The organism is Pseudomonas kitaguniensis (assembly GCF_009296165.1).
In the GTDB taxonomy this organism is placed as follows: Bacteria; Pseudomonadota; Gammaproteobacteria; order Pseudomonadales; family Pseudomonadaceae; genus Aquipseudomonas; species Aquipseudomonas kitaguniensis.
In genome coordinates this window covers 1-13,945 of the sequence record NZ_VUAZ01000111.1, presented here as the reverse complement: position 1 = coordinate 13,945, position 13,945 = coordinate 1, and the positions used below count along the sequence as shown (strand labels likewise).

General features: G+C 59.9%; 12 protein-coding genes and 1 pseudogene. 7 read left to right on the top strand and 6 right to left on the bottom strand.

Annotated elements, in window-relative coordinates:
* Positions 1-132 precede the first annotated feature (132 nt).
* The 5 genes and pseudogenes from F0169_RS18280 to F0169_RS18255 form a co-directional block, all read right to left on the bottom strand.
* On the bottom strand, positions 133-1,152 hold the full coding sequence (locus F0169_RS18280; protein WP_058413422.1) for a branched-chain amino acid aminotransferase: 1,020 nt from the start codon (positions 1,150-1,152) through the stop codon (positions 133-135).
* Between the two features lie 195 nt (positions 1,153-1,347).
* Positions 1,348-2,724 carry a dihydrolipoyl dehydrogenase gene (gene lpdA / locus F0169_RS18270; protein WP_152747260.1) on the bottom strand — a complete coding sequence of 459 codons (1,377 nt, stop codon included), beginning with the start codon at positions 2,722-2,724 and terminating at the stop codon, positions 1,348-1,350.
* Between the two features lie 3 nt (positions 2,725-2,727).
* Positions 2,728-3,986: pseudogene (locus F0169_RS18265) on the bottom strand (dihydrolipoamide acetyltransferase family protein).
* Positions 3,987-5,045, bottom strand: a complete 1,059-nt coding sequence (locus F0169_RS18260; RefSeq protein ID WP_058413419.1) for an alpha-ketoacid dehydrogenase subunit beta — start codon at positions 5,043-5,045, stop codon at positions 3,987-3,989.
* A gap of 1 nt (position 5,046) precedes the next feature.
* Entirely contained in the window at positions 5,047-6,282 is a 1,236-nt protein-coding gene (locus F0169_RS18255) for a thiamine pyrophosphate-dependent enzyme (protein ID WP_425274300.1), read from the bottom strand.
* Positions 6,283-6,477: 195 nt separating this feature from the next.
* On the opposite strand from F0169_RS18255, the gene bkdR reads away from it, so the two are divergent.
* The 4 genes from bkdR to F0169_RS18235 all read left to right on the top strand — a co-directional run bounded on the left by bkdR (position 6,478) and on the right by F0169_RS18235 (position 10,444).
* A complete protein-coding gene (bkdR, locus tag F0169_RS18250) occupies positions 6,478-6,960 on the top strand; it encodes a Bkd operon transcriptional regulator BkdR (protein WP_058413417.1) in 483 nt (160 codons plus the stop codon).
* Between the two features lie 205 nt (positions 6,961-7,165).
* A complete protein-coding gene (locus tag F0169_RS18245) occupies positions 7,166-7,393 on the top strand; it encodes a hypothetical protein (RefSeq protein WP_152747259.1) in 228 nt (75 codons plus the stop codon).
* Positions 7,394-7,643: 250 nt separating this feature from the next.
* Entirely contained in the window at positions 7,644-9,185 is a 1,542-nt protein-coding gene (locus F0169_RS18240; protein ID WP_425274301.1) for a HAMP domain-containing methyl-accepting chemotaxis protein, read from the top strand.
* A gap of 32 nt (positions 9,186-9,217) precedes the next feature.
* Positions 9,218-10,444: an HD-GYP domain-containing protein gene (locus tag F0169_RS18235; protein WP_152747257.1), complete on the top strand. Its 1,227-nt coding sequence runs from the start codon at positions 9,218-9,220 to the stop codon at positions 10,442-10,444.
* 4 nt (positions 10,445-10,448) lie between these two features.
* On the opposite strand, the gene F0169_RS18230 is transcribed toward F0169_RS18235, so the two are convergent.
* Positions 10,449-11,312, bottom strand: coding sequence for an MBL fold metallo-hydrolase (locus tag F0169_RS18230; protein WP_152747256.1), 864 nt, complete (start codon positions 11,310-11,312; stop codon positions 10,449-10,451).
* Positions 11,313-11,407: 95 nt separating this feature from the next.
* On the opposite strand from F0169_RS18230, the gene F0169_RS18225 reads away from it, so the two are divergent.
* From F0169_RS18225 to F0169_RS18215, 3 genes are read left to right on the top strand one after another with little or no spacing between them, the layout of a single operon-like run.
* The gene (locus F0169_RS18225) at positions 11,408-11,743 is read left to right on the top strand and encodes an ArsR/SmtB family transcription factor (protein WP_058413412.1); all 336 of its coding nucleotides are present in this window, start codon (positions 11,408-11,410) and stop codon (positions 11,741-11,743) included.
* 51 nt (positions 11,744-11,794) lie between these two features.
* Entirely contained in the window at positions 11,795-13,039 is a 1,245-nt protein-coding gene (locus tag F0169_RS18220; RefSeq protein ID WP_152747255.1) for an NAD(P)/FAD-dependent oxidoreductase, read from the top strand.
* Complete coding sequence (locus tag F0169_RS18215; protein ID WP_058413410.1) at positions 13,040-13,846, top strand: sulfite exporter TauE/SafE family protein; 807 nt, start codon at positions 13,040-13,042, stop codon at positions 13,844-13,846.
* Positions 13,847-13,945: the final 99 nt, after the last annotated feature.

Below are 13,945 nucleotides of genomic sequence, written 5' to 3'. Positions count from 1 at the left end.
GGGCGAGGACCTTTTGGTTACTTTTGGGTCCTTTCAAAAGTGACTCGCTGTAAGAGCGAAACCGATACAAGCCATCACCCAAAGAACCGATATATACCCAACCTGAACAACAAGTTTTGCAATGTGGCCAGCTTAGACCTTTACGATCCAACCCGCTGGCGCTTCAACGTCGCCGGTCTGCACACCGGTCAGCTCTTTATAGAGCTTCTGGGTGATCGGGCCGACTTCAGTTTCGCTGTGGAACACGTGCAGCTTGCCGTTGTACTGGATGCCGCCAATCGGCGAAATCACCGCAGCAGTGCCGCAAGCACCGGCTTCCTTGAACAGGTCCAGTTTGTCGATGAACACTTCGCCCTCGACCACTTCCAGGCCCAGGCGGGTCTGGGCCAGTTCGATCAGCGACAGGCGGGTAATGCCCGGCAGCACTGAAGGCGACTTGGGTGTGATGAACTGGTTGTCGTGGGTGATCCCGAAGAAGTTGGCCGAGCCGACTTCTTCGATTTTCGAATGGGTCATCGGGTCCAGATAGATTGCGTCGGCAAAGCCGGATTTTTTCGCTTCGGCACCCGGCATCAGGCTGGCGGCGTAGTTGCCACCGACCTTGGCGGCGCCGGTGCCTTGTGGCGCGGCGCGGTCGTAACCAGAGATCTGGAAGTTGTGCGGCACCAGGCCGCCCTTGAAGTAGGCGCCGACCGGAATGGCGAATACCGAGAAAATAAACTCCGGCGCAGTACGTACGCCGATGTTGTCACCCGTGCCGATCACGAACGGGCGCAGGTACAGCGCGCCGCCACTGCCGTACGGCGGGATGAACCGCTCGTTGGCTTTGACCACTTGCTTGCAGGCATCGATGAAGGCTTCAGTCGGCACTTGCGGCATCAGCAGGCGGCCACAGCTGCGCTGCATGCGCGCGGCGTTCTGGTCCGGGCGGAACAGGTTGATCGAACCGTCTTTGCAGCGATAGGCCTTGAGGCCTTCAAAGCATTGCTGACCATAGTGCAGGGCGGTCGAGCCCTCGCTGATGTGCAGCACGTTGTCTTCGGTCAGGGTGCCCGCTTGCCATTCGCCGTTTTTCCAGACTTGGAGAAACCGCTTGTCGGTCTTGATGTAGTCAAAACCCAGCTTGTCCCAATTGATGCTCTCGTTACCCATGACACCCTCTATCTCTGTTCAACCGCCTGGTCGAAGGCAGGCTTGTCGGTTTTTTCTGGTTGGGCGCAACAATACTTCATTCTTGCTGTGTGTGGGAGCGGGCTTGCTCGCGAATGCAGGGTGTCAGTCAATAGATCTGTGACTGATCCACCGCTTTCGCGAGCAAGCCCGCTCCCACACGGGATTTGCGTCAGTTTACATATGCAACGCGTGGCCCAAAGCCCTTAAAGCGGCTTCTTGTACTGCTTCACCGAGCGTCGGATGGGCGTGGATGGTGCCGGCCACGTCTTCCAGGCGCGAACCCATTTCCAGGCTCAGGCCGAAGGCCGTGGACAACTCGGACACGCCAACGCCCACAGCCTGCCAGCCGACGATCAGGTGATTGTCGCGGCGTGCCACCACCCGCACGAAGCCGGTTTTGGATTCCAGGGTCATCGCCCGGCCGTTTGCCGCGAACGGGAAACTCGAGACGATGCAGTCCAGGCCAGCCGCCTTGGCGTCGTCCGGGGTCTTGCCGACCACCACCAGCTCCGGGTCGGTAAAACACACCGCCGGAATCGCTGCCGGGTTGAATTCGCGGGCTTTACCGCTGATCAGTTCGGCGACCATTTCACCCTGTGCCATGGCCCGATGCGCCAACATCGGCTCGCCGCTCAGGTCGCCGATCGCCCACACATTGCGCATGCTGGTCTGGCAACGGCTGTCGATCTTGACCGCTGCGCCGTGCATGTCCAGGTTAAGCGCTTCAAGGTTCCAGCCTTGGGTATTCGGCGTGCGGCCCACGGCCACCAGCACTTGATCGGTCTCCAGCGACAGCGTGTCGCCATTCGGGTCGCGCACGTGCAGCGTGTTGTCGGCAAAACCGCTGACGCTGTGCTTGAGGTACAGCTTGACCCCCAGGCGCTTGAGCGATTCCGCCACCGGCTGCGTCAGCTCGGCGTCGTAAGCGGGCAAGATACGCTCTTGCGCCTCGACCACACTGACCTCGGCGCCGAGCTTGCGGTAGGCAATGCCCAGCTCCAGGCCAATATAACCACCGCCCACCACGATCAGGCGTTTGGGCACGCTTAGCGGCGCCAGCGCTTCAGTGGACGAGATGATCGGCCCGCCCAGCGGCAACATCGGCAGGTTGACGCTTTTCGAACCGGTGGCCAGCAGCAGGTGTTCGCACTGGATGCGTTGGTCGCCGACGTCGACAGTCTTGCCATCCACGACCTTGGCCCAGCCGTGGATCACCTGCACGTTGTGCTTTTTGAGCAACGCGGCGACGCCGGTGGTCAGGCGGTCGACGATGGTGTCTTTCCATTCCACGCTTTTGCTGATGTTCAGCGTCGGCACAGCCACTTCAATGCCCAGCGCCGAACCCTGGCTGTGGTGCACGGTTTGCTGGAACTGCTCGGCCACATGGATCAAGGCTTTTGAAGGAATGCAGCCGATATTCAGGCAGGTGCCGCCCAACGCCTGGCCTTCCACCAGAACGGTCGGGATGCCGAGTTGACCGGCGCGAATCGCCGCGACATAACCGCCGGGCCCGCCGCCGATAATCAGCAGTGTGGTAGTCAAGGTCTGCATGGGTTACTCCAAGAACAGGCTGGCGGGTTGTTCGAGCAGGCCACGAATGGCCTGGATGAATTGCGCCGCGTCCATGCCATCGACCACGCGGTGATCGAACGAGCTGGAGAGGTTCATCATCTTGCGCACCACGATTTGCCCCTTGATCACCATCGGCCGCTCAACGATGCGGTTGACGCCGACGATGGCCACCTCCGGCAGGTTCAACACCGGCGTGCTGACAATGCCGCCCAACGCGCCAAGGCTGGTCAGGGTAATGCTCGAACCGGAGAGCTCATCACGGCTGGCCTTGCCACTGCGCGCGGCAGTCGCCAAACGCGTGATTTCCTCGGCATTCGCCCACAGGCTGCGTGCTTCGGCGTGACGCAGCACCGGCACCATCAGGCCGGTATCGCTTTGCGTGGCCACGCCCACATGCACTGCGCCAAGGCGGGTGATGACTTGCGCTTCGTCATCGTAGCGCGCGTTGATCTGCGGGAATGCTCGCAGCGCCACGACCATGGCACGCACGATAAACGGCAGCAGGGTCAGCTTGCCGCGTGTGGCGCCATGTTTCTCATTGAGGTGCACGCGCAGCTCGTCGAGGGCGGTGACGTCGATTTCTTCCACATAGCTGAAATGCGCGGCGCGGCGGGTGGCGTCCTGCATGCGCTGAGCAATCTTGCGGCGCATGCCGATGACCGGAATCTGCTCCTCACTATTGCGTTCAGCGTAAGGGTTGGCAGCCGTCGGGTTATTTCCCGCCCCGTGAAGCAAAAACGCCTCCAGGTCTTCGTGCAGAACCCGTCCCGCCGGGCCAGAACCCTGCACCAGGCGCAGTTGAATCCCCGCATCCAACGCGTGTTTACGCACGGCGGGGGAGGCCAGCGGGCGTTCGCAGGCTTCACGCGCCACGGCGGGTGCGGCAGGCTTGCTCACCGGCTTGGCTTCAACTACCGGCGCGGGCTTGTCTTGCACAACCGGCGCTGGCGCTGCTTTTACGGGTTGCGCAACCGCGGCGCGTCTTTGGCGTTGCCCGCGCCTTCGACCTCGATGCTGATTAAAATACTGCCCACGGCCATCACCTCACCTGGCTCGCCGCCGAGGGAAATCACCTTGCCGTGCACGGGCGAGGGAATGTCGACCATCGCCTTGTCGGTCATCACGTCCGCCAGCACTTGGTCTTCAACCACCAGGTCGCCGACTTTTACATGCCACACCGACAACTCAACTTCTGCGATGCCTTCGCCAATGTCCGGCATCTTGATAACGTGCGTGCCCATTCAGACCTCCATAACCCGTTTCAACGCCGCGCCCACGCGGGACGGCCCTGGGAAATACGCCCACTCTTGCGCGTGCGGGTAAGGCGTGTCCCAACCGGTAACGCGTTCGATCGGCGCTTCCAGGTGGTGGAAGCAATGCTCTTGCACCAGCGCGACCAGCTCGGCACCGAAACCACAGGTGCGCGTGGCTTCGTGCACCACCACGCAACGGCCGGTCTTTTTCACCGAGTTGACGATGGTGTCCAGGTCGAGCGGCCACAGGCTGCGCAGGTCGATGACCTCGGCGTCGATGCCGGTTTCTTCGGCGGCGACTTGCGACACATACACGGTGGTGCCGTAGGTCAGCACGGTGACGGCCGAGCCCGGACGCACGATGGCGGCCACGTCCAGCGGCACGGTGTAATAACCCTCCGGCACTTGCGCTTGCGGGTGTTTCGACCACGCGGTGACAGGGCGGTCGTGGTGGCCGTCGAACGGGCCGTTGTAGAGGCGCTTGGGCTCGAGAAAAATCACCGGGTCATCGTTTTCGATGGAGGCAATCAGCAGGCCCTTGGCGTCATACGGGTTGGACGGCATCACGGTGCGCAGGCCGCAGACCTGGGTGAACACTGCTTCGATGCTTTGGCTGTGGGTCTGGCCGCCATAGATGCCGCCGCCGCACGGCATGCGCAGGGTCAGCGGCGCGGTGAACTGGCCGGCCGAGCGATAACGCAGGCGCGCCGCTTCGGAGATGATCTGGTCGGTGGCCGGGTACACGTAATCGGCAAACTGGATTTCTGCGACCGGGCGCAAACCGTAGGCACCCATGCCCACGGCCACGCCGACGATGCCGCTTTCCGAGATCGGCGCGTCAAACACCCGCGAGCTGCCGTATTTGCTCTGCAAACCTTCGGTGCAACGGAACACGCCGCCGAAGTAACCAACGTCCTGGCCGAATACCACCACGTTGTCATCGCGTTCGAGCATCACGTCCATGGCCGAGCGCAGCGCCTGGATCATGGTCATGGTGGTCGTGGTCATGGCGGTTTCCAGTTCGATACTGTTGTTGTGATCGTTCATGTCAGACCCCCAACTCTTGACGCTGGCGCTTCAAGTGCTCAGGCATCTCTTTGTAGACGTCTTCGAACATGGTCGCGGCGCTTGGAATCTGGCCGCCAGCGAGCGTGCCGTACTGTTCGGCTTGTTTTTGTGCCGCAATCACTTCGGCTTCCAGCTCGGCACTGACCGCCGCGTGCTCCTCTTCGGACCACTGGCCAATCTTGACCAGGTGCTGCTTGAGGCGGGCAATCGGGTCGCCCAACGGGAAGTGGCTCCAGTCATCGGCGGGGCGGTATTTGGAGGGATCATCGGAGGTCGAGTGCGGGCCGGCGCGGTAGGTGACCCATTCGATCAGCGTAGGCCCGAGGTTGCGCCGTGCACGCTCGGCGGCCCAGGCGGACGCGGCGTACACCGCGATAAAGTCGTTGCCGTCGACCCGCAGCGAGGCGATGCCGCACCCCACACCGCGTCCGGCGAAGGTGGTGGCTTCACCGCCGGCGATGGCCTGGAAGGTCGAGATGGCCCATTGGTTGTTGACCACATTGAGGATCACCGGCGCCCGGTACACGTGGGCGAAGGTCAGCGCGGTGTGGAAGTCGGACTCGGCAGTCGCGCCGTCGCCGATCCAGGCCGAGGCAATCTTGGTATCGCCTTTGATCGCCGAGGCCATGCCCCAGCCCACACCTTGTACGAATTGGGTGGCGAGGTTGCCGGAAATAGTAAAAAAGCCTGCATCTTTTACCGAGTACATAATCGGCAATTGGCGGCCTTTGAGCGGGTCACGCTCGTTGGACAGCAACTGGCAGATCAGGTCGACCAGCGGCACCTCGCGTGCATCAAAATGCTTTGCTGGCGGTACGTGGGAAAGCACATGTCGTCGATATTCAGGGCCAGGGCCTGCGCGCTGCCGATGGCTTCTTCGCCGAGGCTTTGCATGTAGAACGACATTTTTTTTCTGACGCTGGGCGACCACCATGCGGTTGTCGAAAATCCGCGTCTTGAGCATGGCGCGCATGCCTTTGCGCAGAATCTCCACCGGCACACCTTCGGCCCACGGCCCCAACGCCTGGCCCTGGTCGTCAAGCACACGAATCAAGCCCTTGGCGAGGTCGGCGGTATCGGCGGGTTCTACATCGATGGCGGGTTTACGCACCAGGCCGGCGTCGGTCAGGCGCAGGTAGGCAAAGTCGGTCTTGCAACCCGGGCGGCCCGAGGGTTCGGGCACGTGCAGGCGCAGCGGTTCGTACGGCTGGTTCATGGCTTTCTACGCTCTATCTTGTGAATTTCTTGTAGTGGGCGCGCTAGCTGACAGTCGGTCTTCGGGTAGAAGGCTTCTTGTCCTACAACAATCATAGGCGGGGAATAGAAGAATATTTATCTGTGTTTCGTTGCGCTGCGGATCATTTGCGGATAAAAAAACTGCATAAGCATAATAAACAGGTGATTTTGTCTCATGCGCAAACTGGACCGTACCGACATCGGCATTCTCAACGCCCTGCAAGAGAACGCTCGCATCACCAACGCCGACCTGGCTCGCTCGGTCAACCTGTCGCCCACGCCGTGTTTCAACCGGGTGAAGGCGATGGAAGAGTTGGGCCTGATTCGCGACCAGGTCACGCTGCTCGACGCCGATTTGCTCGGGCTGCACGTCAACGTGTTCATCCACGTCAGCCTCGAAAAGCAGAACGAGCTGGCCTTGCAGCAGTTTGAAGGCGCGATTGCCGATCGCCCTGAGGTGATGGAGTGCTACCTGATGGCCGGTGACCCGGACTATTTGATCCGCGTTTTGGTGCCGACGATCCAGGCATTGGAGCGTTTCATGATGGACTTTCTGACCAAGGTGCCCGGCGTCGCCAACATCCGGTCCAGTTTTGCACTGAAACAAGTGCGCTACAAAACCGCGCTGCCTCTGCCACGGGACGGGCTGATGGTCTAGCGACTAAAACGTCAGCGTCTATAAGTGGCTGTGCGGTGAGATTTTTGTGAGTAAAAAAGTATCAGTTCTATTCATTTAGATAGGTGTGTAAAACAGGGTTCACTCAATGGCAGTGCCTTAAAACTAAACTTTATTATTTAAGAGTGGCTTTATCCTACAAAGCGCAATGTAGTGCTAAGCTCCAGTTTTATTCAGGCGGGCAGTGATGGAAGATCAGCAGCTTATTTGCCGCGCGCTCTACGACCTTAATCTCACCCAGCAGTCTATTATTTCTGCCTTGGAAGACATGGCCGCATTAGTAGAGAAAATGGATTATCTGCCCCCCGAAATTGTTGATTCGTTACGGCGTCATCTCGACACCGTGGCGCGCAACAGCGACAGGTCGCTCGATTCCATGTACTTGTTGCCCAGCATCAAAGCCTTGCCTCGCTAAGGCCGGATGCGCCCAGGCACTACCAAAAAGCTTTAACATTGACGCGCCAGGACGGTTCGCGGTGGGCGAATGATAGCCATTGTCAGTCGCTCGTATTTAATCGCTCTATTAATAAATAAAAACCGTAAGGCAATGAGCTTCATTGCCAATTAAAAGAGTGAAACACATGTCCATGAGAGCCTTGAAGTTGAACTTGCGTACCAACATCTGTTTTGGGGTGGTGTGCGTTCTGCTATTAATACAAGGAAGTGTGACGCTGGTAAAAGTTGAAAAAATTTATGCGTCAACGGTCGACATTCAAACTAACTGGCTACCCAGTGTGCGACTGGCAGGCAGAATAGATTCAAGCTTTTACAAACTGCGCCTGGAATTGCGCCGTTTTGGCATGGACCGTGCCAGCCATACCTCAAACTCTGATCAGCAGTTAAAGGACATGCGTTCGCAAGCGTTAAAAATGGCCGAAAGCTACGCGCCGATGGTTTCCGGGCCTGAAGAACAAGCTCTTTACGACAGCGTGATGCAGGGGATACACACCTACAGCCAGGAAATAGATGAATTATTGTCACGCTCCCCGACGATGCCCATTGAAGAATTCAGTGCGTATTTGCGTGACGTTACCGGGCCGGTGGCACTCAAGCTGCAGAACTCCGTGGATGACCTGATCACGCTCAATGAGCGGGGCTCCAACGCGGCGGTGGTAGTGGCTGCCGACGAGTACGCAAGCACGCGCTGGTTCACCTGGGCGTTGATGCTCAGTTCATTGCTGGTGGCGGTGGTAATCGCACGTCTGTTTACCAACAGCATCATCGCGCCGGTGCGTGAGTTGTTGGTGTCGACGGCCAAGATTGCCGATGGCGACTTGCGCGTGGCTATTCTGATCAATGGCAACGACGAAATGACCGCGTTGCAGCAGTCCACGGCTGCGATGCAAATGAACCTCAAAAGTACCTTGCAGCATATCTCTGAAGCGTCCGGCCAGTTGGCTTCCGCCGCCGAAGAGATGAGTTCGATTACCCGCGAGTCGAGCGCAGGCATTGAACGCCAAAGCATGGAAACCGACCAGGCGGCCACCGCAGTCAATGAAATGACCGCGGCCGTTGAAGAAGTCGCCAGAAACGCCGTCTCGGCGTCGCAATCGACCCAGGATTCGCAACGGTCAGCCGAAGTCGGTCAAGAGCGCGTGACGCAAACCATTGCTTCGATTCAAAAGCTCAGCGCCACGGTTCAGCAAACCGGGCTGGAAGTCGAAGGGTTGGCCAAGCAGGCTCAGGACATCGCCAAGGTGGTTGAAGTGATTCGATCGATCGCCGAACAAACCAACCTGCTGGCCTTGAATGCGGCCATCGAAGCGGCGCGTGCCGGTGAGCAGGGCCGAGGGTTTGCGGTGGTAGCCGATGAAGTCCGCGCACTCGCGCACAGAACCCAAACCTCGACGCAAGAAATCGAGCAGATGATTGCGAAAATTCAGGTCTGCTCCAGCGAGGCGGTGTCGTCGATGGCATTGAACCGCAGCGAAGCCGTGGACTCGCTGAAAGTTGCCCACGAAGCCGGCTTGGCCATCACTCAGATCACCAGCGCTATCTCCGACATTGCCGAGAGGAATTTGCTGATTGCGACAGCATCCGAAGAGCAGGCGCACGTTGCGCGCTCCGTCGACCAAAACCTGATCAGCATTCGCGACCTGTCTATCCAGAGTTCTTCGGCGGCCGGTCAAACCTCGATTGCCAGTAATGAGCTGTCCAAGCTGGCGATTGACCTCAAGCAGATTGTCTCGAAGTTTTCCGTGAGCTGATCGCGGCCAAGGTTCGAAAAGGTGCATGACCTATGTTGAGATGTATTCCGGTGGCCCAGGTAACCCTGGGCATGCACGTGCACAAGCTGGATGGCTCATGGCTTGAACATGTGTTTTGGAAAAGCAGTTTTTTGCTTGATCGCGTGGGTGATTTACAGCGTTTGCAGGCATCCCGGGTTCAGGGTGTGTGGATTGACACCCTCAAGGGCTGCGACGTCATGCGTGCCGACCCGAGGTCCCAAGATCAACCCGCAAAAAAGCCTGACACGCCCAAGCGGCGTGCTATTTCCTCACAAGCGGATTTGAAGGGTGAAGTCGCCCAAGCTGTCAAAGTGTGCGCGTTTGCCAAAATCGCGATCACCCAAATGTTCAGTGACCTGCGCATGGGCCGGGCGTTTGATCCGACCCCAGTGGCCACGCTGGTGGGCGATATTTCGCAGTCAGTGCTGCGCCACCCACATGCGTTGATCAGCCTGGCCCGCTTGAAAAAAGCCGATGAATATACCTACATGCACTCGGTCGCCGTGTGTGGGTTGATGATTGCCCTGGCACGCCAGTTGGACTTGCCGCCGGCGTGCGTGCAGGAAGCGGGCATGGCAGGGCTGTTCCACGACGTCGGCAAAATGGTCATCCCAGACGCTATCTTGAATAAGCCTGCGGCGCTGACCGAAGCGGAGTTCGAGATCGTGCGCGGCCATCCTGAGAAGGGCGCGGATATTTTGCGCACGTGCCCGTATATCAGCGCCGTGGTGGTGGACGTGTGTTTGCACCACCACGAGAAATCCGACGGCAGCGGCTATCCTCATGGCCTGCTTCAGGACCAGATCAGCCTGTTCGCGCAAATGGGCGCGGTGTGCGATGTGTACGATGCGGTGACCTCGAATCGCCCGTATAAGCAGGGCTGGAACCCCGCCGATGCGATTCAGAAAATGTCGGAATGGAAGGGGCAATTTGACGCGCGGGTGTTCCAGGCGTTTGTGCGCTGCGTGGGTATTTACCCGGTGGGCGCGCTGGTGCGCCTGGAAAGTGGCCGCATCGGGGTGGTGATCAAGCAAAACCCCCACTCGTTACTCACGCCCATCGTCAAAGTGTTCTTTTCGGCGCGTTCGCGGTTGCCGATCATGCAGGTGGTGGTCAACCTCGCCGAACTGCCCGACAAAATCGTTGGCCGCGAAAGCGCTGAAGAGTGGGGCTTCAAGCACGTGGATGAGTTGTGGTCGGGGCTTGCCGCCACCGAGGCTTCGCATTTCGACCCGTAGCTGATCAAAGCGTGTTCAGCGGGATTTTCAGGTACACCACGCCGTTGTCTTCCGCCGGCGGCAGGTGCCCGGCGCGCACATTGACCTGAATTGCCGGCAACAGGAGTGTCGGCATGCCCAACCCCGCGTCACGTTGGGTGCGCATGGCGACAAACGCCGCTTCATCGACCCCATCATGCACATGAATATTATGCGCGCGTTGCTCGGCAACCGTGGTCAGGCACTTTGCTGCGCGGCCTTCGGGTGGGTAGTCGTGGCACACGTACAGGCAGGTGTGCGGCGCGAAGGCCAGCAGCTTGCGCATTGAGGCGTACAGTTGACGCGCGTCGCCGCCCGGGAAGTCGCAGCGCGCGGTGCCCACGTCGGGCATGAACAGCGTGTCGCCGACCAGAATCAATTCATCGTTGATCAGGTAGGCCATGTCTGCCGGTGTGTGGCCGGGCACATGCAAGGCTTGGGCTTTCAGGTTGCCGATATGAAAGATTTCATCCGCGGCAAACAGGTGGTCGAACTGCGAGCCATCGACGCGAAACTCCGGCTCCAGATTGAACAGTTGCTTGAACACACCCTGCACCTTGCTGATGCTCTCGCCGATGGCGATTTTGCCACCCACGTTGCGCCGCAGGTAAGGCGCGGCGGAGAGGTGGTCGGCGTGCGCGTGGGTTTCCAGCAGCCATTGCACCTGCAGCCCGTGTTCACGCACAAACGCGATTACTCTGTCGGCCTGTGCGGTGTCGGTGCGCCCGGAAGCCGGGTCGTAGTTGAGCACCGAGTCGACGATGGCGCAGGGGCCACCGGCGTTTTCATAGACGACGTAGGTGTAAGTCGACGATGCCTCGTCCAAAAACGCTTGAATCAACGCTGACATGGCGGCGGTCCCTGGTGACGAAAAAAAATGGTTACAATCAGTTTACGTTTACACATAATGTTTTGAGCTTAAGTGAGATAAAGGACCCGAGGCAAATGGAATCTACTCTGAGTGAGGGCGAGGTCGCCCAATTGCGTGCCTCCGCGTCCAAGGCCTGTGTCTTGCTCAAGGCCCTGGCCAATGAGGACCGTTTGTTGATCCTGTGCCAGTTGACTCAGGGTGAGCGCAACGTCGGCGCATTGGAAACCATGACCGGCGTGCGTCAGCCTACGCTGTCGCAACAGTTGGGCATCCTGCGCGACGAAGGGTTGGTGGCCACCCGTCGTGAAGGCAAATACATTTTTTACGGCCTGGCCAGCCACGAAGTGATTCAAGTGATGAAGACGCTGTCCGGCCTGTACTGCGGCGCGGTGATCAAAAGCTGGGCGTGACGCCATACGGCAACGCCCCTTGTGTGCATTGAATACAGAAGGCGATAGACCATGACCGACCAACACTGTGGCCCTACCATCAGTGGCGACATCGTAGTCATCGGCGGCGGCTCGGCAGGTATTGGCCTGCTGGCCAGCTTGCTCAAGCGCGACCCGCACCTGAACATCACCCTGATCGAGCCGAGCGAATATCACTGCTACCAGCCCGCCTGGACGCTGGTCGGTGGCGGCGCCTACGACCTGAAAAAAACCCGGCGCCCCTTGGCCGACGTGCTGCCCAATGGCGTTACCTGGGTGCAGGCCGCCGTCACTGAAGTGCTGCCGGATGAGCAAACCCTGGTGCTCGACAGCGGCCAGCGCGTTACCTGGGTCAACCTGATCGTGTGCCCCGGCCTGCGCCTGGCCTGGGAAAAAGTCGAAGGCCTTGAAGACACGTTGGGCCAGCACGGCGTGACGTCCAACTACAGCTACGAGCATGCCGCGTACACCTGGCAACTGGTGCAGCAACTCAAGGGCGGCAAGGCGATCTTTACCCAGCCGGGCATGCCGATCAAATGCGCGGGTGCGCCGCAAAAAGCCCTGTACCTGTCCTGCGATCACTGGCTCAAACAAGGCAATCTGAAAAACATCGAGGTTGAATTCAACCTCGCGGGCGCCGCGCTGTTTGGCGTGGCGACCTTTGTGCCGCCGTTGATGCAGTACATCAAGAAATACAACGCGCGCCTGGCGTTCAATTCCAACCTGATCAAGGTCGATGGCCCGTCGCGCACCGCCTGGTTTGAAGTAAAAGACGCCGAGGGCAACGTCAGCGTCGAACAGAAATCTTTCGACATGCTGCACGTGGTACCGCCGCAAGTTGCCCCGGACTTCATCCGCCACAGCCCGCTGGCCGACGCCGCCGGCTGGTGCGAGGTAAACCCCCACAGCCTGCAACACCTGCGCTACCCGCAGATATTCGCGCTGGGTGACGTGTGCTCCACCACCAACGCGAAAACCGCTGCCGCCGCGCGCAAGCAGATCGTGGTGGTCGCCGAGAATCTGCTGGCCTTGCGCAACCAAGCGCCGTTGCCGCTCAAGTACGACGGCTACGGTTCTTGCCCGCTGACGGTAGAGAAGGGCAAGGTGGTGCTCGCCGAGTTCGGTTACGGCGGCAAGCTGCTGCCGACCTTCCCACTGGACCCGACGCGGGCACGCCGCTCGATGTGGTTTCTCAAGGCCACGTTGCTGCCGTGGTTCTACTGGAACGGCATGCTCAAGGGCCGCGAGTGGCTGACCCGCCTGAGCAAGGTGGACTAAATGCTGCTGGCCAGTGTGTTGGGCGTACTGATGGGCCTGGTGATGGGGCTTACCGGTGCTGGCGGCGGCATTCTTGGGGTGCCGGCGTTGGTGTTGGGGTTGGGTTTGAGCATGACCCAGGCCGCGCCGGTGTCGTTGCTCGCGGTGGGCGCGGCGGCGGCGGTGGGCGCAGTTGATGGGCTGCGCCACGGCCTGGTGCGTTACCGCGCGGCGCTGTTGATCGCCTTGCTCGGCGCGCTGTTTTCGCCATTGGGGGTGTTCTTCGCGCATCAACTGACGGAGCCGGTGCTGATGGGCCTGTTCAGCGCCTTGATGGTGCTGGTGGCCTGGCGCATGTTGCGGCGCGAAAAGGCCGAAGCAGGGCCGAGTGACCATGGCGCCGCGTCGTGGGGGCAGAAGAACTGCATGCTTGACCAGCAGACCGGGCGCTTCGCCTGGACCGCCAAATGCAGCGCGACCCTGGCCGCGTTGGGCGCGGTAACCGGCGCGGTCTCGGGCTTGCTCGGTGTCGGCGGCGGTTTTTTGATCGTGCCGGCGTTCAAGCAACTGACCGACGTGCAGATGCGCGGCATCGTCGCCACCTCGTTGATGGTGATCAGCCTGCTTTCGCTCGTCGGCGTGGCTGGCGCGATGCATGCCGGTGTGCGTATCGAGCCGCTGGGCTGGGTGTTTATCGCGGCCAGCGTTGTCGGCATGTTGCTGGGACGGCGCCTGTGTTCGGTGATCCCCGCGCGCGCATTGCAAGTGGGTTTTGCCAGCCTGTGTGTGCTGGTGGCGATTGGAATGTTATCCAGAGCGTTGCTCTGAAAAGCGCTTTTGTGGGAGTGGGCGTGTATCAGCTACGTATTTGTCGCCTGACACAGCGCCATCGCGAGCAAGCCCGCTCCCACAGTTTTGACCGAGTTC